Annotated in this window: 25 protein-coding genes and 1 pseudogene; 13 read left to right on the forward strand and 13 right to left on the reverse strand. The window is 71.3% G+C overall.

All coding sequences use genetic code 11. From position 1 onward, the window contains the following. Positions 1 to 75 precede the first annotated feature (75 nt). From phoU to ACFVTC_RS28955, 4 genes are all read left to right on the forward strand, one after another. Complete coding sequence (gene phoU / locus ACFVTC_RS28940; protein WP_390131432.1) at positions 76 to 765, forward strand: phosphate signaling complex protein PhoU; 690 nt, start codon at positions 76 to 78, stop codon at positions 763 to 765. 206 nt (positions 766 to 971) lie between these two features. Beyond that, on the forward strand, positions 972 to 1,124 hold the full coding sequence (locus ACFVTC_RS28945; RefSeq protein WP_168528760.1) for a hypothetical protein: 153 nt from the start codon (positions 972 to 974) through the stop codon (positions 1,122 to 1,124). Positions 1,125 to 1,298: 174 nt separating this feature from the next. After that, positions 1,299 to 1,844, forward strand: coding sequence for a hypothetical protein (locus ACFVTC_RS28950; protein WP_390131433.1), 546 nt, complete (start codon positions 1,299 to 1,301; stop codon positions 1,842 to 1,844). Between the two features lie 5 nt (positions 1,845 to 1,849). After that, positions 1,850 to 2,611 carry an SDR family oxidoreductase gene (locus ACFVTC_RS28955; RefSeq protein ID WP_390131434.1) on the forward strand — a complete coding sequence of 254 codons (762 nt, stop codon included), beginning with the start codon at positions 1,850 to 1,852 and terminating at the stop codon, positions 2,609 to 2,611. A 259-nt stretch (positions 2,612 to 2,870) separates the two neighbouring features. Here the strand turns inward: ACFVTC_RS28955 and ACFVTC_RS28960 are convergent, their stop codons facing one another. Beyond that, positions 2,871 to 3,590: an SDR family oxidoreductase gene (locus ACFVTC_RS28960; protein WP_390131435.1), complete on the reverse strand. Its 720-nt coding sequence runs from the start codon at positions 3,588 to 3,590 to the stop codon at positions 2,871 to 2,873. 200 nt (positions 3,591 to 3,790) lie between these two features. On the opposite strand from ACFVTC_RS28960, the gene ACFVTC_RS28965 reads away from it, so the two are divergent. Next, positions 3,791 to 4,387, forward strand: a complete 597-nt coding sequence (locus ACFVTC_RS28965; RefSeq protein WP_390131436.1) for a hypothetical protein — start codon at positions 3,791 to 3,793, stop codon at positions 4,385 to 4,387. 16 nt (positions 4,388 to 4,403) lie between these two features. Here ACFVTC_RS28965 and ACFVTC_RS28970 read toward each other — a convergent pair whose 3' ends face one another. The 3 genes from ACFVTC_RS28970 to ACFVTC_RS28980 form a co-directional block, all read right to left on the reverse strand. Next, a complete protein-coding gene (locus ACFVTC_RS28970; RefSeq protein ID WP_390131437.1) occupies positions 4,404 to 5,180 on the reverse strand; it encodes a hypothetical protein in 777 nt (258 codons plus the stop codon). A 351-nt stretch (positions 5,181 to 5,531) separates the two neighbouring features. Beyond that, positions 5,532 to 6,299: an SDR family oxidoreductase gene (locus ACFVTC_RS28975; protein WP_390131438.1), complete on the reverse strand. Its 768-nt coding sequence runs from the start codon at positions 6,297 to 6,299 to the stop codon at positions 5,532 to 5,534. 65 nt (positions 6,300 to 6,364) lie between these two features. Continuing rightward, positions 6,365 to 6,670 (reverse strand): putative quinol monooxygenase, encoded by a 306-nt coding sequence (locus tag ACFVTC_RS28980; protein ID WP_390131439.1) that lies wholly within the window; start codon positions 6,668 to 6,670, stop codon positions 6,365 to 6,367. Between the two features lie 114 nt (positions 6,671 to 6,784). On the opposite strand from ACFVTC_RS28980, the gene ACFVTC_RS28985 reads away from it, so the two are divergent. Beyond that, positions 6,785 to 7,321: a winged helix-turn-helix transcriptional regulator gene (locus ACFVTC_RS28985; protein ID WP_390131440.1), complete on the forward strand. Its 537-nt coding sequence runs from the start codon at positions 6,785 to 6,787 to the stop codon at positions 7,319 to 7,321. A gap of 50 nt (positions 7,322 to 7,371) precedes the next feature. On the opposite strand, the gene ACFVTC_RS28990 is transcribed toward ACFVTC_RS28985, so the two are convergent. Continuing rightward, positions 7,372 to 7,554 (reverse strand): hypothetical protein, encoded by a 183-nt coding sequence (locus ACFVTC_RS28990; RefSeq protein ID WP_390131441.1) that lies wholly within the window; start codon positions 7,552 to 7,554, stop codon positions 7,372 to 7,374. A 633-nt stretch (positions 7,555 to 8,187) separates the two neighbouring features. On the opposite strand from ACFVTC_RS28990, the gene ACFVTC_RS28995 reads away from it, so the two are divergent. Next, on the forward strand, positions 8,188 to 8,481 hold the full coding sequence (locus tag ACFVTC_RS28995) for a ribosomal protein L7/L12 (RefSeq protein WP_390131442.1): 294 nt from the start codon (positions 8,188 to 8,190) through the stop codon (positions 8,479 to 8,481). A gap of 254 nt (positions 8,482 to 8,735) precedes the next feature. After that, a pseudogene (locus ACFVTC_RS29000) lies at positions 8,736 to 8,924 on the forward strand (site-specific integrase); the annotation flags it as partial. Between the two features lie 101 nt (positions 8,925 to 9,025). Here the strand turns inward: ACFVTC_RS29000 and ACFVTC_RS29005 are convergent. After that, positions 9,026 to 9,787: a phosphoglyceromutase gene (locus ACFVTC_RS29005; RefSeq protein ID WP_390131443.1), complete on the reverse strand. Its 762-nt coding sequence runs from the start codon at positions 9,785 to 9,787 to the stop codon at positions 9,026 to 9,028. A gap of 184 nt (positions 9,788 to 9,971) precedes the next feature. Between ACFVTC_RS29005 and ACFVTC_RS29010 the strand changes: the two genes are divergently transcribed. Beyond that, positions 9,972 to 11,351: an MDR family MFS transporter gene (locus ACFVTC_RS29010; RefSeq protein ID WP_390131444.1), complete on the forward strand. Its 1,380-nt coding sequence runs from the start codon at positions 9,972 to 9,974 to the stop codon at positions 11,349 to 11,351. Positions 11,352 to 11,581: 230 nt separating this feature from the next. On the opposite strand, the gene ACFVTC_RS29015 is transcribed toward ACFVTC_RS29010, so the two are convergent. Beyond that, entirely contained in the window at positions 11,582 to 12,067 is a 486-nt protein-coding gene (locus ACFVTC_RS29015; RefSeq protein ID WP_390131445.1) for a DUF2000 family protein, read from the reverse strand. Here ACFVTC_RS29015 and ACFVTC_RS29020 point away from each other — a divergent pair. Continuing rightward, positions 12,066 to 12,977, forward strand: coding sequence for a helix-turn-helix domain-containing protein (locus tag ACFVTC_RS29020; RefSeq protein ID WP_390131446.1), 912 nt, complete (start codon positions 12,066 to 12,068; stop codon positions 12,975 to 12,977). The two genes, ACFVTC_RS29015 and ACFVTC_RS29020, sit on opposite strands and share 2 nt — an antisense overlap. Before the next feature lie 10 nt (positions 12,978 to 12,987). Here the strand turns inward: ACFVTC_RS29020 and ACFVTC_RS29025 are convergent, their stop codons facing one another. From ACFVTC_RS29025 to mshA, 3 genes are all read right to left on the reverse strand, one after another. Further along, entirely contained in the window at positions 12,988 to 14,781 is a 1,794-nt protein-coding gene (locus tag ACFVTC_RS29025) for a glycosyl hydrolase family 28-related protein (RefSeq protein ID WP_390131447.1), read from the reverse strand. Between the two features lie 126 nt (positions 14,782 to 14,907). Continuing rightward, positions 14,908 to 15,399, reverse strand: coding sequence for a YbjN domain-containing protein (locus ACFVTC_RS29030; protein ID WP_168528778.1), 492 nt, complete (start codon positions 15,397 to 15,399; stop codon positions 14,908 to 14,910). Between the two features lie 36 nt (positions 15,400 to 15,435). Next, entirely contained in the window at positions 15,436 to 16,773 is a 1,338-nt protein-coding gene (mshA, locus tag ACFVTC_RS29035) for a D-inositol-3-phosphate glycosyltransferase (RefSeq protein ID WP_390131448.1), read from the reverse strand. Between the two features lie 233 nt (positions 16,774 to 17,006). Here mshA and ACFVTC_RS29040 point away from each other — a divergent pair, with 233 nt between their 5' ends. From ACFVTC_RS29040 to ACFVTC_RS29050, 3 genes are all read left to right on the forward strand, one after another. Next, complete coding sequence (locus tag ACFVTC_RS29040; protein WP_390131449.1) at positions 17,007 to 17,819, forward strand: class I SAM-dependent methyltransferase; 813 nt, start codon at positions 17,007 to 17,009, stop codon at positions 17,817 to 17,819. 285 nt (positions 17,820 to 18,104) lie between these two features. After that, the gene (locus tag ACFVTC_RS29045) at positions 18,105 to 19,202 is read left to right on the forward strand and encodes an NlpC/P60 family protein (RefSeq protein WP_390131450.1); all 1,098 of its coding nucleotides are present in this window, start codon (positions 18,105 to 18,107) and stop codon (positions 19,200 to 19,202) included. A 388-nt stretch (positions 19,203 to 19,590) separates the two neighbouring features. Then, positions 19,591 to 20,943 (forward strand): PP2C family protein-serine/threonine phosphatase, encoded by a 1,353-nt coding sequence (locus ACFVTC_RS29050; RefSeq protein WP_390131451.1) that lies wholly within the window; start codon positions 19,591 to 19,593, stop codon positions 20,941 to 20,943. Positions 20,944 to 20,983: 40 nt separating this feature from the next. Here the strand turns inward: ACFVTC_RS29050 and ACFVTC_RS29055 are convergent, their stop codons facing one another. The 3 genes from ACFVTC_RS29055 to ACFVTC_RS29065 form a co-directional block, all read right to left on the reverse strand. Next, the gene (locus tag ACFVTC_RS29055; protein ID WP_390131518.1) at positions 20,984 to 21,319 is read right to left on the reverse strand and encodes a DUF2516 family protein; all 336 of its coding nucleotides are present in this window, start codon (positions 21,317 to 21,319) and stop codon (positions 20,984 to 20,986) included. A 140-nt stretch (positions 21,320 to 21,459) separates the two neighbouring features. Further along, positions 21,460 to 22,053, reverse strand: coding sequence for a hypothetical protein (locus ACFVTC_RS29060; RefSeq protein WP_390131452.1), 594 nt, complete (start codon positions 22,051 to 22,053; stop codon positions 21,460 to 21,462). Positions 22,054 to 22,158: 105 nt separating this feature from the next. Continuing rightward, positions 22,159 to 22,686 carry a helix-turn-helix domain-containing protein gene (locus ACFVTC_RS29065; RefSeq protein ID WP_390131453.1) on the reverse strand — a complete coding sequence of 176 codons (528 nt, stop codon included), beginning with the start codon at positions 22,684 to 22,686 and terminating at the stop codon, positions 22,159 to 22,161. Positions 22,687 to 23,026: the final 340 nt, after the last annotated feature.

Raw genomic sequence — 23,026 nt, forward strand, 5'->3', positions numbered from 1 at the left:
CCGTCCGGCGGTCAGTAGACGCCTTGGGGGTCCGGCCCCCAGCCCCCAAAGGTGACGTAAGAGAGGGACAACACGATGCGTGACGCGTACCACGAGGAACTTGACTCGATCGGCGAGGGCCTGGTCGAGATGGCCCGGCTCGTCGGGTCGGCGATCGGACGCGCCACGACGGCCATCCTCGACGCCGACCTGAAGCTCGCCGAGAGCGTGATCGCGGCCGACCAGAAGGTCGACGATCTCCAGCACGAGCTGGAGGCCCGCGCGATAGCCCTGCTGGCCCGCCAGCAGCCGGTGGCGACGGACCTGCGCATCGTGGTCACGTCGCTGCGGATGTCGGCGGACCTGGAGCGGGCCGGCGACCTGGCCCAGCACGTCGCGAAGCTGGCCCGGCTGCGCTTCCCCGAGCGCGGGGTCCCGCACGACCTGCACGCCACGATCCTGGAGATGGGCCAGCTCGCCCAGCGCCTGATGGCCAAGGCGGCCGAGGTCGTCATCACCAAGGACGTCGACCTCGCGCTCCAGCTGGAGCAGGACGACGACGACATGGACCTCCTGCACCGCACCCTCTTCCAGCACCTTCTCGACGACCGCTGGAAGCACGGCATCGAGACGGCCGTCGACGTCACCCTGCTCGGCCGCTACTACGAGCGCTTCGCCGACCACGCGGTGTCGGTGGCCAAGCGCGTGGTGTACCTGGTGACGGGCGAGCACGCCGACGAGCTCCAGGCCGACATCCACCCCGCCACGGGGGCGGAAGGCGTCTGATACCGGGGCGGGGGGCTGAAATCGGGGGCGGGGGGCTGAAATCGGGGCCGCGGAGACCGCGGGCGGGCGGAAAATGCCTGTTCCCGGGCTCCGGGGGCGCTCGCGAGCCTCAGTGCGCCGTTGATGCGCCCAGCGGAGCGGGCATGGAATAGGCGTAGGCACCCATGCCTCGATGCCTCACTGAGGCCTCATTGAGGGAGAACCCCATGGCCGAATCCCCCGCCACGCCCGACCCGACCCTGGACCGGGACACCGAACAGCCCGCCGACATCAAGAGCCTGCCCCTGTTCGGCGCCTGCGGCTGCGGCTCCGGCTGCGGGTGCGGCTGCCAGTCCGGCAACCCCTGCCAGTGCGGCTGACCGGACACCCCGGCGCACAAGGGCACGCGGATCCAGAGGGGCCCCGTCACCACGGCGGGGCCCCTCCTCCACGTACGGACCCCCGAGCGGGGAACGCGCGCCGGGCACCGAGCCGTACCCAACGGTAAAATAAGCCGCGAAAGGCACATCTCCGCAGCAAGTGGGAGACGTTCCATGCGCAGGATTCGCCCACGCAGTCCCGGGGCGGCCGCGGGTCTGGCCGCCGCCCTCCTCATCGCCGTCCCCACGGCGTCGGCCGCCTGGTCGGCCACCCCGTCCGCCTCCGACACCGGCCGACAGATCCATCAGCACACGGAAATCATCCAGCTGGTCGCCAGGCAGACCCATTCCGAGACCCTCGACGTGGGCAGGAAGGGGCTCGGTCCCGGGGACGAGATCATCATCGCCGAGGACCTCTACCGCGACGGCGAGAAGATCGGCGACCACAGTGTCGTCTGCACGTACGTCCGGACCGGGCCCGACGAGCTCCAGTGCCTCGGCACCTTCGACCTGCCCCGGGGACAGATCACCTCGCAGGCCCTGCTGCACCTGCCGGCCGCCGCCACGGTCGACATCGCCATCACCGGCGGTACGGGGGACTACCGCTCGGCCCGGGGCTTCGTGCACACCGTCCCGGCGGGCACGCACACGGTCCCGGCGGCCGTGACGGAACGGCGGCTCACGTTCCACATCACAGTGGACGACCAGCAGGAGGGCTGACGGCCATGACCGGCGCGCCCGCCGTCCCGGACCCAGACCGCCCGTACGACCTCGCCGGCCGGACGGTCGTGGTGATCGGCGGCAGCGCGGGCATCGGGCTGGAGACCGCCCGCCGGGTCCGCGCGGAGGGCGGCCGGCTGATCCTGGTGGGCCGGGACCCAGAGCGGCTGCGGCAGGCGGCGAGCGCCCTCGAACCGCTCGACACGGCGGCGTTCGACGCCGGCGACACCGAGCGGCTGAGGCGGTTCTTCGAGGATCTTCCCGGCCCGGTCGACCATGTGATGGTCACCGCCGGCGGCCCCTTCTACATGCCCTTGGGCGACATGGACCCCACCGCCGCGGGTGACCACATAGGCGAGCGGCTCGCGATGACACTCGGGGTCGGCCTCTACAGCCGCGACAAGGTCCGGGCCGGAGGCACCCTGTTGTTCGTCGGCGGCACCGGAGGACGGCGCCCCGGCATCGGCATGTCCGTCGCCTCCGCCCTCACCGCGGCGCTGCCCGCCCTCATCGCCAACCTGGCACTCGAACTGGCGCCGGTCCGGGTGAACCTCATCGCCGCCGGATTCGTCGACACGCCCCTGTCGGCCACGCTCCTTGACGATCAACTGGAGTCCCGGCGCGAGGAGTTGCGTGCGACGCTGCCCATCCGACGGGTCGTAGGGCCGGCCGACGTGGCCGCCCTGGCCGTACACATCATGGTCAATGACGCGCTGACCGGCGGCACGTACGACATCGACGGCGGCCAGCAGCTCGTGGCGCGCTGACGATGTCCCACCGCGCTCGGATCGGCCCCGGCCGACCGCACGGTATCGGCCCCGGCCGACCGCACGGTTCCCGCGTGCTCGGTCGCCGCGTGCTCCGTTCCCGACCGCACGGTTCCCGCGTGCCCGGTCGCCGCGTGCTCCGTTCCCGACCGCACGGTTCCCGCGTGCCCGGTCGCCGCAGGCTCCGTTCCCCGTGCGGGCAGTTCCCGCGTGCTCGGTCGCCGCGTGCTCCGTTCCCTTGCGGGCGGTTCCCGCGTGCTCAGATCAGCCCCGGCCGCCCGGACAGTTGGGGATACAGCGACCCCGGCCCTTCGGCCAGCGCCGCCTGGGCCTGCCTGCTGGCGTCGTCGGCGAGCACCTCGTGCAGTCCGGCCTCGACACCGTCGAGCGCCGCACGGGCCACCTCGACCGGATCGGCCTTCGGACCCGCCACGCCCGCGGCCATGTCCGTCGCCATGTAACTGACGTGCAGGGCGGTGACCTGCGTGCCCTGTTCCGCGAGAGCCAGCCGCAAGGAGTTCGTCACCGACCACTCGGCGGACTTGGCCGCGGCGTAACCGGCGCTGGCCGTGACCGACAGCCAGGACAGCACGGACAGCACGTTGACGATCGCGCCGCCCCCGTTGCGTCCGAGGGCGGGGGCGAAGGCCCTGCACATGGCGAGAGTGCCGAGCACGTGTGTCTCGAACTCGGTGCGGAACGCGTCCAGACCGGCCGTGAGCACGTCGGCCCTGGTCGTCGAACCGGCGTTGTTGACGAGCAGCGTCACGTCCTGCGCCAGGTCCGCCGCCGCGCGCACGGATTCCGGGTCGGTGATGTCCACGGCGACCGGCACCACCCCGGGCACCGTGACCTTCCCGGGGTCGCGGGCTCCGGCGTAGACCTTGGCCGCTCCGGCGGCGACCAGCTCCCGCGCGAACTGTTCACCGAGTCCGCGGTTCGCTCCGGTGACGAGGGCGATCGAGTCCTGGATCTTCATGGGGGCACCTCACGGCATGGGTTACGGGCCGAGACCGGCACCGCGACCAGGCACGACAGCGCGACGCCGCCCCTTCTTCGAACGTATACCGCCCCCCGCGCGGTCACCACCCGAGCCCCGCGGTCACCACCGGACGCGCGGGGCTCGGGTGAGTAGGCGTACTCATGACGCGCGCCGCGACACGGGGGACGATCGGGGGCATGACGGTGATCAGGACGACGGGGGTCCGGCTCGGGACGGTGCCGATGGTGGTACTGGCCCTGCTGGCCGTGCTGGCCGTGCTGGCCGTGGGATGCGGAACGCACCGGCCCGGGGACGAGGCCGGTGCGGAGGGACCGTCAGGGGCGGCGGCGGCGACCCCGAGCGCTCCGGTGGACTTCCGGTGCCCCGGCGAGAGCTCCGCGCCGACGCCGACGCGGACCCCGGACGCCTCGGGGCCGGCCACGCCGCCCACCGACCACTACGCCGAGAACCACGGCTTCATGGTGCCCTTCCCGCTGCACGGCCGGGAGCGGTGCGAGGGGCTGGCGGCCGTCGCGCGGGTCGAGGGCGCACTCGAACCCTTGCGTGAGCGGGGCGACTTCGCGCCGGACAGCACCCGCGACGCGCTCACCGGCCTCGGCTACCCCGCCTCGAAGGTGCGGTCGTACCAGAACGGCCCCACGGGGGTCGGCTTCCTCATCGACACCTTCCCGCTGTGTGTGGAGGGCATGATGGACCGCGCCTCCACCCAGGCGGACGCCTTCGGCGGTTACCCCGACCACTCCGCCTGCGACCGGCCCAGCGGCGGCCATTGATCCCGGCGCCGGGGCGCTAGACCAACGGCGGTGGTGAGCAGCGGGCGGGAAGCGTGACCGTACCGGGCTTGTGCGCGAACGTGTCCATCACGGCCCACTCGTCCAGCTCGGGATCGTAGAGGTTCTGGACGCCGAACTGCAGCACCTGCCAGAACGTACCCCGGTCCTTCTGATCGACGTAGATGTCGCCCAGCGCGAGGGGGAACCGAAGGAATTTCCCCGGCGGCCGCTTCGGCAGGACGACACCGACCCGCCAGTGGTTCACGTACCGGTTCGGGCTCCGCTGGAGGATCTCCCGCCCGACGAACCGTGCTCCCCGCAACGCCTCGTTCAACTGGTCGAGGTCGAAGCCCGGGATCTGTGAGCACGGATGTTCGGTCAGGCCGGGCCACTTGTAGGTCAAGGTGTAGAGGCTGCCGTGGTGGATCAGGTTGGTGAACCAGATCGGGTACTGCGGGCCGCCCGCGATCATCTGGCTGTCGCCGTTCCTCCCCTCCCAGGTGAACGGGACCGTGATGCCCAGGTCCCGGACGATCCACTTGCCCTTCCCACGGAAGTCCCGCGGGAGGCGCGGGGGGCGCGGCACGGGCGTGCCGGACCGCTTCTCCGTCACGGCCGTCGTCACGTCCTCCGTCACGGCCGTCGTCACGTCCTCCGTCACGGCCTTCGTCACGTCTTCCGTCACGGCCGTCGTCACGTCCTCCGTCACGGCCTTCGGAACGGCCTTCGTCACGGTCGCGAACGACGGCGCGGCCCCGGTCCGCGTTCCGGCGTGGGCCGGCGGCAGCGTCATTGAGACGAGGGCGACCGCTCCGGCGAGAGCCGCCGTCGCTGCCGACCGACGTGTGCGTGTCCAGCCCATGGTCTCCCTCTACTGTCGCGTCAGGTGCCGTCGTGGCGCGGGGTTCGAACACAGAGATGCCGCCCGGTCGCCCTTCCTGGGGACAAGACCGCACCAAGTGGAACATTCCCTATCAGATGACAACAGGATTGACGCGCAGGCGGGCCGCGCGCCCCGATCCGCCCCCTGCTCATTCCTCTGTACGGCGGGGCGTGACGACGGCGGGGCGCTACGACGGCGGGGCGGGACGACGACGGGGCGGGACGACGACGGCGGCGACGCTCGACGCCGACCGCTCGACACCTACCAATCGATCTCGGCCGCCAGGAAGGGCTCGGTCTCGGGAGCCTCCTTGCGGGCCCGCAGGACGCGCTCGGCGGGTGCGCCGGACGGCACGCGCAACGGAGGTTCGGGCAGTTCGATCGTGTCGGCCACCGTGGCGGCCACCTCCTCCGGGGTGATGAGTTCGCCACGGAGCGCGGGCAGTGCCTCGTAGAGCGGGGTGTAGGGATCGTTCTCCCTCAGGAACACCCTGGCCCGCTCGCCGCCGCCCGAGGACACCGCGCCGGGCTGCACGACGCTCACCTTGATCCCGAAGTGACCCGTCTCGATGGCGAGCGTCTCGGCGAGCGCCTCCAGTGCCCATTTGGTGGCGCCGTAGGGGCCGATCATGGGGAGCACCAGACGTCCCTGGATGCTGGAGACGAAGACGAGATGACCCGTCCCCCTTTCACGCATGGCGGGAAGCACGGCCTGCGCCACCCGCAGCGCACCCAGGGTGTTGAGCTGGAAGAGCCGTTCGACCTCCGCGAGCGGGACGCTCTCCAGGGGCGCGCGCACGGTTTCGCCGGCGTTGCTGACCAGTACGTCGATGTCGCCGGCGTCCCGGACGGCCTGGTCGACGCTCTCCTGGTCGGTGACGTCGAGGCGCAGGCGCTGGTCGACGGGGAGGTCGGCCAGCGTTTCCGGCCGGCGTGCGGTGGCGATCACTCGATGGCCCCGGCCCGCCAGCGCGACGGCGATGGCGCGGCCGATGCCTTTGGATGCGCCGGTGATGAGCACGGACGACATGATGGACCTCGTCTTTCATGGGTGTCGGCGGCGGCCGCGCCGATCGCGTCGCGGCCGGTCACGGCTCAGGCGGCGGCTTCGTCGCCGACGAGGTTGCCCCTCATGAGCCATGTCGGGCCTTCGGCGTAGGCGCCGACTTCGGCGAAGAACGCGGCGAAGTACGGGCCGGTGGCGTGCGCCTCGAACGCGTCGACGTCCGCGTAGACCTCGTTCAGGTAGAGGACATCCGGGTTCTCCTCGTCCGCGACGACTTCGAACCGATGGGAGCCGGGCTCGTTCGCGAGGGAGTCACGGGCGGTTCTACGTGCCGCCCGGACGAAGTCGTCGCGATGATCCGGCTGGACGGTGAAGGAAACAAGGAACTGGTACATGCGGCACTCTCCTCAGGACCTGCACGACGGTCAGTTCAATGACTGAACCGCCCCACAGGAACACCGTAGCACCGTCAGTTCAGTGAGTGAACTGCTCCTGGTAGAATGAACGGCATGACCCTTCCCAAGACCTACGCGGACGGGAACTGCCCCCTCGCGCGCACGCTGGAGGTCGTAGGAGAGCGATGGACGCTCCTGATCGTCCGCGACGCCTTCTACGGGGTACGCAGGTTCGGCGACTTCGCCACCCAGCTCGGCATCCCGCGCGCCGTCCTGACCAACCGGCTGAAGTCGCTGGTGCAGGAGGGCGTACTCACCCGCGAGGAGGGCGGAGCCGGCGGTATCGAGTACGGGCTGACGGACAAGGGCGTCGCACTGTGGCCGGCCGTGCACGCTCTGATGAACTGGGGGGAGTCCTTCTACTCCCCGAACGGAGTGAAGCGCGTCCTCCGTCATGACCTGGACGGCGGCCTCCTCGACCGCGACGGGCGCTGCCGGGACTGCGGTTCAGCCGTCCCGGTCCCGGAGATCCGGGTCGAACCCGGCCCCGGCTTCCAGCCGACCGGCATCGAGATCGACCCGGTCTCGGGCGCGATCAACACACCACGTCGACTTCTCGAGCCGATCACGACAGCCCACCACCCCGGCTGAGGCGACGGACGGGGCGCCGTGGCCCTTGCCGGTTCCCCGTGGGGTCCTACCTACCCGGCGGCCGGAGGGGCGGTGGCCGTCTCCCCGGACCCGGTGCCGTGGAGTGCGACGAGTTCGCTCAGGTCGTTCGAGACCATGACTTCCGCGACTTCCGCGAGACGGCCGGCCACCACCCTGATCATCCGGCCGGCATGGACCGAGCTCGGTACGGTCAGCATCTGCGATGCCACCACGCCAACTCCGGATCCGCCGTGGGGTCGTGGTGCGTTCGCCTGAGCAGCACCGCGTCCAAGCGCTCGATTTGTACCTGGAGTTCGGTGGCGGCTCTCGGCGGCAGCATGAACAGAGCCTCTTGCAGCTTGTCCCGGGCCCACCCCTCGCCGCAGCACGGGCAGGTGAACTCGCCCTCCCACGGCCTCCATCGGCGCTCGGTGCCGTGAACCCGCACGGACCACACGCTCAGCGCCACCGACACGATGCCCGGAGACAACCGCTCCCGTTCGAGCACGCGGACGGCGGCATTCGCCGCTCCCGAAAGACCCGGGACATCGCGATACCGCACCCACGGTCTTCCCCAGCGGCGTTCCCGCGGTCGCAGTGAAGCTGCTGCTCTACGAGGCACGGCCCCTTCGGACGCAAGTCATGAGAAGTACCTTCCCACAGCCCGGGGTTGGCCGGGCAGGAGGCAGGCGCGGCTGCCCTCTTTTCTGCGGCGACATGACGGCCGGCTACTCGTAGGCTCCGGGACGGAGAAGGACGGAGAAGGACGGAGAAGGACGGAGAAGGACGGAGAAGGAGGAGAAGGACGGAGAAGGAGGAGAGGGACGGAGAGGGACGGGGAGGGACGGGGAGGGACGGGGAGAGCGATGACGGAGTACTTCTTGTTGGTGTGCGACGACGTGCCTCATGACGTGGTGCTCACCGATCCTGGAACCCGTGTGCTGGACGTCGCCCAAGTCGTACGTCGCCTGACGGGACTGAGCCTCTGGCACAGCAAGGTTCTGGCGACGCGCGTTCCCGCGATGATTCTCGACGGCGTGCCGCAGGAGGACGCGGAGGCTGCGGTCGCGGCTTTCCGCGAGGTGGGAGCACAGGCAGAGGTGAGGGTCTCGCCGCCGGATCGGGCACGCGGCGGGCACACTCGATCGTCGGTCCGCTGATCTTCCTGGCTTCGGGGCAGGGTCCGCGAGATGGACCACACACCAGCGAACATGGCGAACCCGTAGGACAGGCCGTCCCCTGGCTGTGGCAACGAGGTTCGCAACCATGAGGTCGCCACGCCGATGAGCACGAGTACCAGGAGCAACGAAGGGCGCCGGCCGACGCGCCCGACCATCGCGATGAGCGATCCGCAGAACCGCAGAACCGCGTCAGTCTCCTGGCTTCATCGCCGGGACCGAAACGCCGCTTGCCGAGCCGCAGCAAGGCCGTGTGCGCACCGCCGAAGGGCGGCAAGCTTCGGGACGTTCCGCTCCCCGGGCCGGTCGCTGACGCTCTCCGGGCACACATGACGGAGTTCCCGCCGGTCGAGGTCACGTTGCCGTGGAAGGTCGCGGACGGTCCCCCGGTGACCAAACGGCTGATCCTCACCGGACCGCGCGGGACGACCCGCCGAAGCGCCTGACGCCCCAGAGACGGCCCAGCCCCACCAAAAAGCCCCCTACCCGCGGAGAACCCGCAGGTAGGGGGCTTACTGACGTCTCGTTACTTCTTCTTGCCCTGGTTCTTGACCGCCTCGATCGCCGCCGCGGCAGCATCCGCGTCGAGGTAGGTGCCGCCGGGGTTGAGGGGCTTGAAGTCGGCGTCCAGCTCGTAGGTGAGGGGGATGCCGGTGGGGATGTTCAGGCCCGCGATGTCGGCGTCGGAGATGCCGTCGAGGTGCTTGACGAGGGCGCGCAGCGAGTTGCCGTGGGCCGCGACCAGGACCGTGCGGCCGGTCATCAGGTCGGGGACGATGCCGTCGAACCAGTACGGCAGCATGCGCACGACGACGTCCTTGAGGCACTCCGTCTGCGGGCGCAGCTCCGGCGGGAGCGTCGCGTAGCGCGGGTCGTCGAACTGGGAGTACTCGGCGTCGCGGGCGAGCGGCGGCGGCGGGGTGTCGTAGGAACGGCGCCACAGCATGAACTGCTCCTCGCCGAACTCGGCGAGGGTCTGGGCCTTGTCCTTGCCCTGGAGCGCGCCGTAGTGCCGCTCGTTCAGGCGCCAGGAGCGGTGGACCGGGATCCAGTGGCGGTCCGCGGCCTCCAGCGCGAGCTGGGCGGTGCGGATGGCCCGCTTCTGGAGCGAGGTGTGGACCACGTCGGGCAGCAGGCCGGCGTCCTTGAGCAGCTCACCGCCGCGGACTGCCTCCTTCTCGCCCTTCTCGTTGAGATTGACGTCCACCCAACCGGTGAACAGGTTCTTCGCGTTCCATTCGCTCTCGCCGTGGCGGAGGAGGATCAGCTTGTACGGTGCGTCGGCCATGCGGTCGAGCGTAATGGAACGCGCCGACACGCCGCTCCCCCGGTCGACAGACGGACATCGACGCTCAGGCGAACGTCCGCCGGTTGACGGCATCTGTTAATCGAGTGGCTCACCCGGACCGGACTCTCGTAAGTTGTGCCTACCGCCCGAGCCGCTTACGCACCTTCCTGACCTGGGGTCCGCCATGCCACTAGTCGTGATGAGACGTGCCGTCCGAGAGACCGTCTCAGGACTCCCCCGTGAGTTCTGGTGGCTGTGGACCAGCACCCTGGTCAACCGGCTGGGGGCCTTCGTGGCCACCTTCATGGCGCTGTACCTGACGCTCGACCGCGGCTACTCCGCCTCGTACGCGGGCCTGGTGGCGTCCCTGCACGGTCTCGGTGGGGTCGTCTCCTCACTCGGCGCGGGGGTGATGACCGACCGGCTCGGTCGGCGGCCCACCCTGCTCATCGCGCAGACGTCGACGGCGGCCTCCGTCGCGCTGCTCGGCTTCATGCACGACCCGGTGGGCATCGCCGTCGTCGCCTTCCTCGTCGGTATGGCCAGCAACGCCTCCCGGCCCGCCGTGCAGGCGATGATGGCCGACATCGTGCGGCCCGAGGACCGGGTCCGGGCGTTCTCCCTCAACTACTGGGCGATCAACCTCGGGTTCGCGGTGTCCTCGATGGCCGCCGGGTTCATCGCCGAGTTCAGCTACCTCGCGGGCTTCCTCATCGAGGCCGGCATGACGCTGGTCTGCGCGCTGGTCGTGTTCGCGAAACTGCCGGAGTCCCGGCCGGTCCTGACCGCCAAGGAGACCGCGGCCGAGGCCGGCCTCGGGACGGTGCTGCGCGACCGGCGCTTCATGAGCGTCATCGGGCTGTCCTTCCTGGTCAGCCTCGTCTTCCAGCAGGGATTCGTGGGGCTCCCGGTCGCGATGGGCCAGGCCGGGTTCACCCCGGCCGACTACGGCCTGGCGATCGGCGTGAACGGTCTCCTCATCGTCGCCCTGCAGATCCCGGTCACCCGGTTCATCCAGCACCGTGATCCCCGACGGCTGCTCGTGATCTCGTCGCTCATCGCCGGGTACGGCTTCGGGCTCACCGCCTTCGCCGGCTCGGTCGGCGTCTTCGCCCTCACCGTGTGCGTGTGGACCGTGGCGGAGATCGTCAACGCGCCGACACAGACCGGGCTGGTCATCCTGCTCTCCCCCACGCACGGCCGCGGCCGTTACCAGGGCATGTACACCCTCTCCTGGTCGCTCGCCGCGCTCATCGCGCCCCTGATGTCCGGCGTCGTCATCGACCGGCTCGGCGCGGAGTGGCTGTGGGGGCTGTGCGCGGCGGTGGGCACGGCCTCGGCGCTCGGGTACGGGATGCTGATGAGCCGTCTCCCGGCGGAGGAATCCGCGGGGAAGGCGCCCACGGAGACCGCGAAGACCCCGGTGCAGGTACCCACGGAGATCGCGGAGATCACGGAGATCACGGAGACCGCGCTGCGGGTGCCCGCGGTGGGGGCACCCGGGGTGAAGGTTTCCGCGGTGAAGGCGGGACCGGCGGCCGAGCAGACCGCGGCGGAGGCGTGACCGGCGGCAGGACCGCCGACGCGGGCAGGACCGGTGACACGGGCAGGACCGCTGACACGGGCAGGACCGGTGACGCGGGCCGGTACGGCGGCCGCCCTGGGTCCCTCGGCGGTGGCGGGTTCCGGGGCTGACACGGGTGCCCCCGGTGGTGGCGGGGTCCCGGGCCGGCACGGGTGACCCGGCGCGCACCGGCCGGGCGGGGGCGCCCCCGCCCCGTCGGCCGCCCGGTCTCAGGGATGCATCCGCGCCCCCTTGAACACCTTGTCCACCCCGTTCCGCGGCCCGTACACCGCGAGCCCGACCAGATCCAGGGCCACGGTCGGCACGGCCCGTACGGCGGCCCGGTTGTCCCGGTCGTTGCCCGTGGCGAACAGGTCGGACGTGAAGACCGCTCGCGGGAGCGCCCGGACCAGCGCGCGGCCGTGCGCCGCGGTCAGCGTCTCCTTGCCGCCCTCGAAGATCATGACCGGCTGGCGGAACATGGGCAGGTACGGGACGCCGTCCGCGTCGGCATACGGCTCACCGACCACCTCCGGGACGGTCGCCCCGAGGCCGCTGACCAGGAAGGCGGTCACGTTGAGCCGCTGCCAGGGTTCGAGGTCGTCCCTCAGCAGTACGGCGATCTTGGTGTCGAAACGGATGGGCTCGTCGTCCGGTGTGCTCATGCCTCGAGACTGCCGACCGCCGTACGACGTCGTCTTGTACGTTGTTTGCATGGCGGCCCAGCGGGAGATCTCCGCGTGGCGCCCGCGGATCCCGGGCGTCGTGGAGGTCTTCCACGCCCACTACACCGAGTACGCGTACCCGATGCACGTCCACGAGGCGTGGACGCTGCTGATCGTCGACGACGGCGCCGTGCGCTACGACCTCGACCGGCACGAGCACGGCACCCCGCACGACACGGTCTCGCTGCTGCCGCCGCACGTCCCCCACAACGGTTCGCCGGTCACCGAGGACGGATTCCGCAAACGCGTCCTCTATCTCGACCTGAGCCGGCTCGACGCGAGTCTCATCGGCCCCGCGGTGGACGGTCCCGACCTGCGCGACCCGCTGCTGCGCCGACGCGTCGGGCAGTTGCACACCGCTCTCGCGCACCCCGGCGACGAGTTGGAGGCCGAGAGCAGGCTGACGCTGGTGGCCGAGCGGTTGCGCGGCCATCTGCGGCCGCGTTCCGCCGAGGAGACCCGTACCGACCCGACGCTCGCGGACCGGTTGCGCGAGCTGCTGGACGCACGGCTCGTCGACGGGGTCTCCCTCGACGAGGCCGCCCGGCTCCTGCACGCCCATCCCGCCCATCTCGTACGGGCGTTCAGCGGTGCCTTCGGGATCGCGCCGCACCAGTACCTGATGTCGCGGCGTGTCGACCGTGCCCGCCGGCTGCTCCTGGACGGCGGCAGACCGGCCGAGGTGGCCACCACGACCGGTTTCTACGACCAGTCCCACCTCACCCGCCAGTTCAAGCGGCTGGTCGGAGTCGCCCCGGGGCGTTACCGCGGCGGGGCGACGCGGGTCCCTCAGACCCGCATGAACCCCAGGGGCACGCCGGATCCGACGGTCAGGACGGGCACGACGGATCCGACGGGCACGACGGCCAGGACGGGCACGACGGGCACGGGTCCGACGTGACCCACGCGTCTCAGAGGTCGCGCTGTGCCTCGTACAGGTTCCGCGGCCGTACGACGTCCGTCGTCCCGTACAGCTCCAGGCGGGAGTGCAGGTCGCCGGTGAAGTCGGGTACGTCGATCTGGTCGAACTCCGTACAGGTGTTGACGCCGACCGTGGCGCTGTAGGGCGCGAGACCGTCGATCTTGACGAGGCCCGCGCGGTTGTTGGTGTCGCGGATGTTCCAGTGGGTGAAGCGGGCGCCGAAGAGGGGCCCGGCGGAGGCGTCGCCGCCGTGGCGGCCGTTGTTCTCGACGGTGATGTCGGTGCGGACGTTGGCGAAGGGCATCCCACGGTGGGAGTCGAAGGTGCCCATCCGCATGTCGCCGCGCGACCAGACGTTGTGGGAGGAGAGCCCCTCCACGTTGATGCCGTGGAGCTGGGTGTCCGCCGGGGCCGGGACCGTGCGCTGCTCGATGGTGAAGTCCTCGACTAGGTTGTCGTGCGAGCCCTCACGGCAGAAGTACGGGTGGTGCGAGCCGCGGCCGGCCACGCGGGTGCGGCGCAGGGTGCACGCCGAGGCGGCCACGAGTCCGAAGCCGTTGTCCACATGGCGTACGACGACGTCGTCCGCCCAGCAGTCGTACGCGCACTGGAACACCACCCCGTTGTAGCCCTTGTCCAGGAGGTGCGGGGACTGCGGCGTCTCGACGGCCTCCAGGGTGAGGTCCTCGACGCCCGAGCCCGTCAGTGGCTCCACGTGGGTGGTCAGGCGCGGGTCCCACTCGGGGCGTATGTCGAGCGGGAGCGGGCGTTCCAGGGTGACCTTCGTTCCCCGCACCCGGCTGACGCGCACGGGCCACTCGTAGGGGACGTAGCTGGTCAGCTTGGTCTTGTCGTCCCAGAAGTACGCCTCGGGGCCGGGGCCGCCGCCCGCCATGTGTTCGAGCAGGGTGTGGTCGGCGTCGTCGGCGAGGCGGAGCAGGACGAGCCGGCCCGCCTTCAGCCGGCGCGGGTCGGTGACCGTCACCGTGCACGAACCCCGGGTGGCGGGTGCCACCGTCGTCAGCGTCTCCCACTCGTCGCGACGGTTGCCGGTCCAGCCCTCGAAGGGCCACGCCTTCGCCCGGACGGCGGCGATCAGGGAGTCCAGGCGGGCCGTGGGGGCGAGCCAGATGAGGCCGCCCGCCCAGGACCAGGAGGATTTGTCGCCGCCGTAGCGGGAGCCGTAGACGCCGATCAGCTCGGTGAGGTTCCTGGTCGCGTGCAGCTTCGTGCGGTCGCTGCCGGCGCCGCGCAGGACGACGTTCGAGTGGCCGACGCGGATCAGGCCGTCGAGACGGAAGGTGCCGGGCGGGATGAGAACCGTGCCACCGCCGGCCCTGCCGGCAGCGGCGATGGCACGGTTGATCGCGGGCGCGCAGTCCGTCACGCCGTCGTCCGCCACGGCGCCGAAGTCGCGTACGTCGGCCACGACGGGGCGGCGGGGGAAGCGCGCGGTCCCGCCGCGGAAGCCGGACCGGCCCACGTACGGGATCTGCGGGTGGGTGAAGGGGGAGCGGGTGAACTCCCGCCAGAGGCCGGGCACCTGGCCGTGCGTCCCGTGCCGCGCGGCGCCCGCCGAACCGGCCGCCGTGCCCGTCGCACCGGTCGAACTAGCTGTCGTACCGGTCGAACCGGCCGTCGTACCGGTCGAACCGGCCGCCGCCGAGGCCGCGTCCGGTCGTGCCGCGGCCGCCGCCGGTCCGCCGGTCACGACGGCCGCCGCCACGGCCACGGCGCTGCCGAGCAGGCCCCGCCTGCCGATCCCCACGTGCTCCTCGCCCATGCCCGCCCGCCTCTCATCGCATCCATGGATGTGAATGACGTTCAGATCTGCGTCAGTCGGGAGCATGCCACTGCGAGGGTCCGCGCGGAAAGGGGCGTGCAATGGCTAGTTGGACTGGACCACGAGTCAGTCAGTCGGACGCTGAGTCAGATGCGTGAACGCATCCAGATTGCGGGTCGACTCCCCGCGGGAGACCCGCCAGGCGTATTCCTTGCGGATCGCGGAGGCGAAACCGAGCTCAAGGAGGGTGTTGAAAGACCCGTCGGCGGCTTCGAGGACCGAACCGAGCAGCCGGTCGATCTCGTCCGGCGTGACCGCGGCCAGCGGCAGCTTGCCGACCAGGTACACGTCTCCCAGGGGGTCGACCGCGTAACTCACGCCGTAGAGCTTGAGGTTGCGCTCCAGGAGCCAGCGGTGGACGCCTTCCTCGTTCTCGTCGGGATGGCGGACCACGAAGGCGTTCAGCGACAGGGAGTGCTTGCCGACGATCAGCGACACGGTCGTGGAGAGCTTGCGGGTGCCGGGCAGTTTCACGACGTACGAACCCGTCGCGGGGCTCTCCCACTCCAGCTCGGCCTCGGTGAGGGCCTGCTCGACGATCGACGCTGCGTCAGCCATGGGGCGAGCGTACGTCAGCCGTCCGACAGCGGGGTGTCAGCCCTGGTGGCCGCGGACCTCGCGGCGGTGGGTCTGCGTCGCCGCCGCGTACACGTCCGCCGTGGCCGCCGCCGCGGTGTCCCAGCCGAAGCGCTGCGCGTGTCGGGCGGCGGCCTCGCCCATCCGGGCCGGGAGTGTCCGGTCGTCGGCGAAATCGCGCAGCACGCGCGCGTAGGCGGCGGGATCGTGCCCGGGGACGAGGAAACCGGTCTCCCGGTCGCACACGGCGACGGGCAGCCCGCCGACCGCGGCCGCCAGCACCGGCGTGCCGGCCGCCTGCGCCTCGATGGCCACCAGTCCGAAGGACTCGCTGTACGAGGGCATGACCAGCACCGACGCGGCCCGGAACCAGTCCGCGAGCTGCTCCTGGTCGACAGGCGGCCTGAAGCACACGACATCGGCGATACCGAGCCGGGCGGCGAGCTTCTGCAGGCCCTCGGGCTTGGCGAGACCGCTGCCGCTGGGACCGCCCACCACGGGGACGACGATGTTGCCGCGCAGCTCGGGACGCTCGTCGAGCAGGACGGCGACCGCGCGCAGCAGCACGTCGGGGGCCTTCAGAGGCTGTATGCGGCCCGCGAAGAGCGGGATCAGGGCGTCCTGCGGGAGCCCGAGCCGGGCGCGGGCCGCGGCGCGGCCGTCGGCCGGGCGGAAGCGGTCGAGGTTCACGCCGGGGTGGACGACGGCGACCTTGCCGGACTCGGCCTCGTAGTGGCGCACGAGTTCGCCGGCCTCCTCCGCGGTGTTGGCGATGAGGCGGTCGGCGGCGCGCACGATCTGGGTCTCGCCGATGACACGGGCGGCGGGCTCGGGAGTGTCGCCCTCGGCGAGCGCGGCGTTCTTGACCTTGGCCATGGTGTGCATCGCGTGCACCAGGGGCGCGCCCCAGCGCTCGGCGGCGAGCCACCCGACGTGGCCGGAGAGCCAGTAGTGGGAGTGCACCAGGTCGTAGTAGCCGGGGCGGTGCCCGGCCCATGCCTGCATCACGCCGTGGGTGAAGGCGCACAGCTGGGCGGGCAGGTCCTCTTTGGCGAGGCCCTCGTAGGGGCCCGCGTCGACGTGCCGGACGAGGACTCCGGGGGCCAGCTCGACGGTGGGCGGGAGGGCGGCCGTCGTGGACCGCGTGAAGATCTCGACCTCGATGTTGATCGCGGCGAGGCGCTGGGCCAGCTCCACGATGTAGACGTTCATGCCGCCCGCGTCGCCCGTGCCGGGCTGGTGCAGCGGTGAGGTGTGCACGGAGAGCATCGCGACGCGACGGGGCCTTCGGTTCAGCCTGAGCCGTGACGGCGTCGCCTGGGAGCGCCGCCCGAGCCTGCTGACGTACTGGCTCACGTGGCGTTCCTCCTCGCTGCGGGCATGCCGGTCGGAGGGCGCGGCGCACCCTCCAATCCTGGGGAACGCCGGAGCAGGCCGCTCCATTTCCCTTTTGCCGAATCATTACCAGATGTCGCTCAACCGTTCGATAGCGAGTTGCGTGCGCGGGCTTTGTCCACAGGACTGGGGCCGGGGCGGGGGTTGTCCACAGGCGGGCACGGCGTCGCGTACGGCCGCCTACTCTCATACGCATGACAGCCCGCGCCGCGTCCCGCCCCGTGGGAACGGTGACGCGCGGGACCACGAACCCCAACCGCCTGCGCCGGATGGACCGCTGGATCGCGGCCACCCACGGCGCCGAACTGCGCGGGAGCGCCGATCCGGTGGCGGTCGACCTCGGTTACGGGGCGGCCCCCTGGACCGCGGTCGAACTGCTGGCGCGCCTGCGCGCGGTCGCCCCGCGCACCCGGGTGGTGGGCGTGGAGATCGACCCGGCCAGGGTCGAGGCAGCGCGGCCGTACGAGCGGGAGGGGCTCTCCTTCCGGCATGGCGGCTTCGAGGTCCCGGTCGAGGGCGGACCGACCCTCATCAGGGCGGCGAACGTGCTGCGCCAGTACGACGAGGAGCAGGTCGCCGCCGTCTGGCAGCGCCTGTGCGCCCGTCTGGCGCCGGCGGGGCCCGGTTCCTCGGGCGGCCTGCTCGTCGAGGGCACCTGCGACGAGATCGGCCGCCGCCACGTCTGGGTCGCGCTCGGTCCCGAGGGCCCCCGCACGGTCACCTTCGCCACCCGGCTCGGCTCCCTGGACCGCCCCTCCGACCTCGCCGAACGCCTGCCGAAGGCATTGATCCACCGCAATGTCCCGGGCGAACCCGTCCACGCGTTCCTGCGCGACTTCGACCGCGCCTGGGCGGCCGCCGCGCCCTACGCCTCGTACGGCGCGCGGCAGCGCTGGATCCGCACGGTCCGCGATCTGGCGGCCGACTGGCCGGTGACCGACGCGATATCGCGCTGGCGGCAGGGCGAAGTCACGGTGAGATGGCGGGCCTTGGCGCCAGGGGTGTGACGGCCCGTGGCGTGACCCGGGTCCGGTGCGCGGGCGCGCTTCGGTGAACGGTCGCGGACTTCACCCGCCCGCACTACTGGCGGAACGAACTCCGTGAGTGGTTCGTCACACAGGCGGGGAGATCGTCTTGCGGAAGCGGGACGGAGGGAAGGGAGTTCTTGCCCGCCTCTGTCGCGTTGCGCGCCGACATGGCACGATCCCCCAGGCGTCCATAAGTTACTGACGGTAAATCAGTTTGGGGGCGGAGCAATGGGATCCGGTAAGCGGAGCCTGACCACGGCGGCCATGGTTTTGGCGTGTGCCTGCGCGGTGCTGTCGGCACCGGCTGTGGCGTACGCGAGTCCGACACCGGGATCCACGCCGGCACCCGCGCCGACACCCACCCCGCCGGGCGGTGCGGCGGGCGCGGGCGGTGCGGGCGTCCAGGATCCACAGGCGGTCCGCAAGAAGAAGGACCTCCAGGCGATCCGTCTGAAGCTGGACGATCTCTACCACGACGCGGCGGTCGCCACGGACGCGTACAACGCCGCCGAGGAGAAGGCCCGTCAACAGTCCGCCCAGATCGTCGACCTGGCCCAGGAGATCGTCAAGGGCCAGGAGAAGCTGGACCGGCTGAAGGACCTCGCGGGCGCCGCGGCCCGCGCGCAGTACCGGGGCGGCGGCCTGCCCCCCGAGGCGCAGCTCTGGCTGAGCAGGAACCCCCAGGAGTATCTGGACGGCGCGGACAGGGTCCGTCAGGGCGAGCACGCGACCAAGGGCCTGCTCGCCGAGATGGCCCGCACACAGCAGGACTTGGAGCAGTACGCGAAGGACGCCTCCGCCCAGTGGCAGAAGCTGGAGGCCAACCGCGAGGCCAAGGCCGAGGCCCAGAAGAAGATCAAGAAGCAGATCGCCGCCGCCGAGAAGCTGGAGTCCCAGCTGCAGAAGGAGGAGAAGGAGCGGCTGGCGAAGCTGGAGGAGGAGGCCGCCTACAAGGCGCAGACGGCCTGGCTCAGCTCGGGTGTCCTCGCCGAGATCAACGGCGAGGCGTCGGCGCAGGGCAAGAAGGCCGTGAAGTACGCCACCGACCAGATCGGCAAGCCGTACGTGTGGGGCGCCGAGGGCCCGAAGTCGTACGACTGCTCGGGGCTGACCTCCCAGGCCTGGATCTCCGCGGGCCACGGCATCCCGCGCACCTCGCAGGAGCAGTGGAAGCAGCTCCCCCACGTCGCCGTCAAGGACATGCGCCCCGGCGACCTGATCATCTACTTCGACGACGCCAGCCATGTCGCGATGTACATCGGGGACGGCGCCATCGTGCACGCGCCCCGGCCGGGCCGGACGGTGACCATCGCGGGCGCGGGATCGATGCCGATACTGGGGGTCGTACGGCCGGACGCGTGAGGCGTCGCGCGCGGGCCCGAGGCACCGGGCGTGGGCGGCCCCGAGGCACCTGGCGCGGGCGGGCCCGCACTGGGCCGGGGCCCTGGACGTGGGGCGTAACAGCCTGGTGACCGAGCCCCGCACACCGCGCGCCCTGCCGTGACGCACCGCACGTGACCTGCCCCACGGGGGCGCCAGGCTCCCCCGCCCGGGGACGTGACGTTCGTCATCCCCGGCCACCCGGCATCCTGTCCAAGTGCGGTACAGGATGCGGCATATGACGGTGGCCGATTGCCGGAAGCCCCGCCGCACACCATTCCCCCGCGGCCTCCGCTACCGCTATGGTCCCCGTCGGTGGGTCGAGGACCTTCGCCCCACCACGCCCTCGGGGGGAGGGAAGGAACAGACGATGCCCGTACCCATACCGCGGCAGAGAGCGATCCCGGCCGCGGAGAGTGGTCAGGCTTCAGCCGCGTTCTCACCCGGCGGCCCATCCGGAGAGTCAACCGGCGGCCCCGCCGGACACGCGACTGGCGGCCCGGCCGAAGCCTTGCCGGCGCCTCGCGCCGCGACCCCGGTCGCCAGCACCACCACCCTGACCCTGCTGGTCATCGAGGACGACCCGGCCGGTTCGCTGAGCGTGCCCGAAATGCTCGACGCGGCCGGCAAGCCGATCCGTGTCCGTACCGCCCGCAACCTCACCGAGGCGGAGCGGCTGCTCACCGACGACGTCCACTGCATCCTGCTCGACCTCGCGCTGCCGGCGCCGGGCCGGGCGGCCGAGTCGGACGACGAGCTGGCCTCGCTCAAGCACGTACTGCGGCTCGCGCCCCGGCACGCCGTCCTCGCGCTCACCGCGTCGGGGGACGCCGAGCGGGGCGCCGAAGCGGTACGCGTCGGCGCCCAGGACTACCTGTTCCGCGACGAGCTGGACGGCCGGCTGCTGAGCCGCGCGATCCGGTACGCGGTGGAGCGGAAACGTTCCGACAAGGCCGAGCGGCGGCTCACCGAGTCCAGGCTGCGCGCCCAGGAGAACGCGCGCCTGGAACGCGGACTGCTGCCGACCCCGCTCCTGGAGGGCTCCTCGCTGCGGTTCGCCGCGCGCTACCGCCCCGGTCGCTCCCGGGCCCTGCTCGGCGGCGACTTCTACGACACGGTCCGTACGGCCGACGGCACGGTGCACGCCATGATCGGCGACGTCTGCGGGCACGGACCCGACGAGGCGGCGCTCGGCGTGGAGCTGCGCATCGCCTGGCGGGCGCTGACGTTCGCGGGGATGTGCGGCGACGAGCTGCTCTCGACGCTCCAGCAGGTCCTGGAGCACGAACGCGAGAGCGACGAGATCTTCGCGACGCTGTGCACGGTGGACATCGCGCCGGACGGCCGCCGCGCCGGGCTCTGCCTGGCCGGTCACCCGTCCCCGCTGATAGCGCGCCCCGGCCGCCCGGCCGAACTGCTGCCGTACGAGAACGGCGGCCCGGCGCTCGGTCTGCTGCCCGGCGCCCGCTGGCCGCGCCAGCAGGTGGAGCTGGGCGGCGAGTGGAGTCTGATGCTCTATACGGACGGTCTGATCGAGGGCCGTATCGGCGAGGGCAACCAGCGGCTCGGCCAGGACGGCATGGTGGACATGGTCCGCCGCCAGCTCGCCGAGGGGCTGGAGGGCGAACAGCTGCTGCGGGCCGCCGTGAGCGAGGTGCGCGAACTCAACGGCGGAGAGCTGACGGACGACGTCGCGGTGCTGTTGCTGGACCGCATGCCCTAGCTCCGTACGCCCACCGGAGCGCCCAATACGTGCGTGGTGGTCAACGGCCGCCGTTGTACGGGCCGTAGGGGCCGTCGCTGCTGCTTCCGCCGCGGCGGCCTCCGCCTCCGGAGACCTGGCGGAGCGCGGGGCGTACGTCCACGAAGAAGACGATCGTGGCGACCAGCCCGGCGATCTGCAGGAAGATCATCGGGACCAGCAGGTTCACGGCCACCGTGATGCCCAGGATGATCAGCCAGAACATCTTGTTCTGCTTGTCCGCCGCGCGGTACGCGTCCTCGCGGGCGATCGCGGCCATCCCCAGTGCCACCACGGCGAGCACCAGCATGGCCAGGAAGATCAGCGACATGAAGCCGCCGAATGCCGTCAACAGCACTATGCCCACCGCCCGAGTCGAATCATCTCTACCGTCACCGTACCCGGAGAACGGGCCGGGAACTCTGAGAGTGCCCGGCCCGTCCCCGCATCGCTAGGCCGTTCGCCCGCCATGTCCGTCGGCGGGCTCGCGGCGGCCGCTCACTTCGCGGGCGGGGTCGTCTTCTTGGCGACGGGCTTGCGCAGCGGGGCCTTCTTCGGCGCGGTCTTCTTGACCCCGACCGGCTCGGCGGCGGCCGTGGCCGGCTTCGGCTCTTCCTTGACCTGGACGGGCTGCGGCGCGTCCGGCTCGACGGCCACGGCCAGTTCCTCGATGCCGTCGGCCGCCTCGCCGCGCCAGGTCCGCACGGTCTGCTCGCCGTGCTCGGCGACCTTCTCGTACGTCTCCCGGGCCTTCACGGCGTACTCGGCGGCGACGCCGACACCGCGCAGGGCGAGGTCCTGGGCGGACTCACCGAGCTTCTTGAGGTCGGTGTCGAGGGTGCTGATGAAGTCCGTCACCCGGGTCTGGATCGTCTCCTGCGCCTCCTTGGCACGGGAGGCGGCCTTCTCCTGGACGGTGTTCGCGTCCATGTTCTTCACGGTCTCGATGCGCGCCGGAGCCTCGGCGCGGATCTGCTCCACGATGCCGGGGACCTTCCTGGCCTGCTGGACGGCCAGGTCGGCGGTGCCGGCCAGGAAGTACAGCGGGGTCGGGTCCGTGGCGGCCTTGCGGATGTCGTCGGTGATGGCCATGGCGATGATCCTCCCGGAGTCGCTTTCAGCTGAGGGTTTGGGTGGTCCGCGGCGAACCCTGCCGGTCTGCACCGGTAGCGGCGGCACTGCCGCCGCCGGTACGGGTCAACCGGCGGTCTGCTGCGGATCGGCATCGCTTCCGTCGGCCGTGCGGGGGCCGCGGACAGCGGTGTCCGGCGATGGCCGGGTGTCCGATATGTTCTGCGCCGGGTCCTGCACCGTCTCCTGGACCACGCCCGGGGCCATGTCCCGTGTCCCGCCCTGGACCATGTCCGGCGTGATCTCGAATCCGTTCTCCTTGCGGAAGGACTCGTAGATCTGGAGCAGTACCTGCTTCTGCCGCTCGTTCAGCGTGGGATCGGCGAGGATGACGGCACGTGTCTCCACCTCGTCCCGGTCCCGCTCGGCGTCGAGGATGCCGGCCCGCACGTACAGCGTCTCGGCGGAGATCCGCAGCGCCTTGGCGACCTGCTGCAGCACCTCCGCGCTCGGCTTGCGCAGCCCGCGCTCGATCTGGCTCAGATACGGATTGGACACCCCGGCGGCGTCGGCGAGCTGCCGCAGTGACAGCTGCGCGGTGCGCCGCTGTTCACGCAGATACTCACCGAGATTGCCGACGTTGAGCGATGCCATGACTCCACCTTGCCGCACTCCCGCTAACAATTGCAAGCACCCGCTTGCAAAAGTGCGCTACGCCACGCCGAAAGCCCCCGGTCGGACGCAGGCGCCGCGCGAGGACCCGCTCCGCGCCCTCCGCTCCGCGCCCTCCGCGCCGACGCGCTTCGGCGGAACCCGTCGGTCGGTTCCGGGCCCCGCTGGACCGGACGGGCCCCGGCACGCACACCTTCCCGCTCGTTCCCGTTCCCACTCCCGCGCTCGTCTTCCGCTCCGGGACGGGACGAGACCCGGGGCTCCGGTGTCGACGTGATCGCCGCGCGGGAGCGGCCACGCCGTCGAGAGGGATGCTCTTTCG

Source organism: Streptomyces sp. NPDC057950, assembly GCF_042887295.1.
Classification (GTDB): Bacteria; Actinomycetota; Actinomycetes; order Streptomycetales; family Streptomycetaceae; genus Streptomyces; species Streptomyces kaempferi.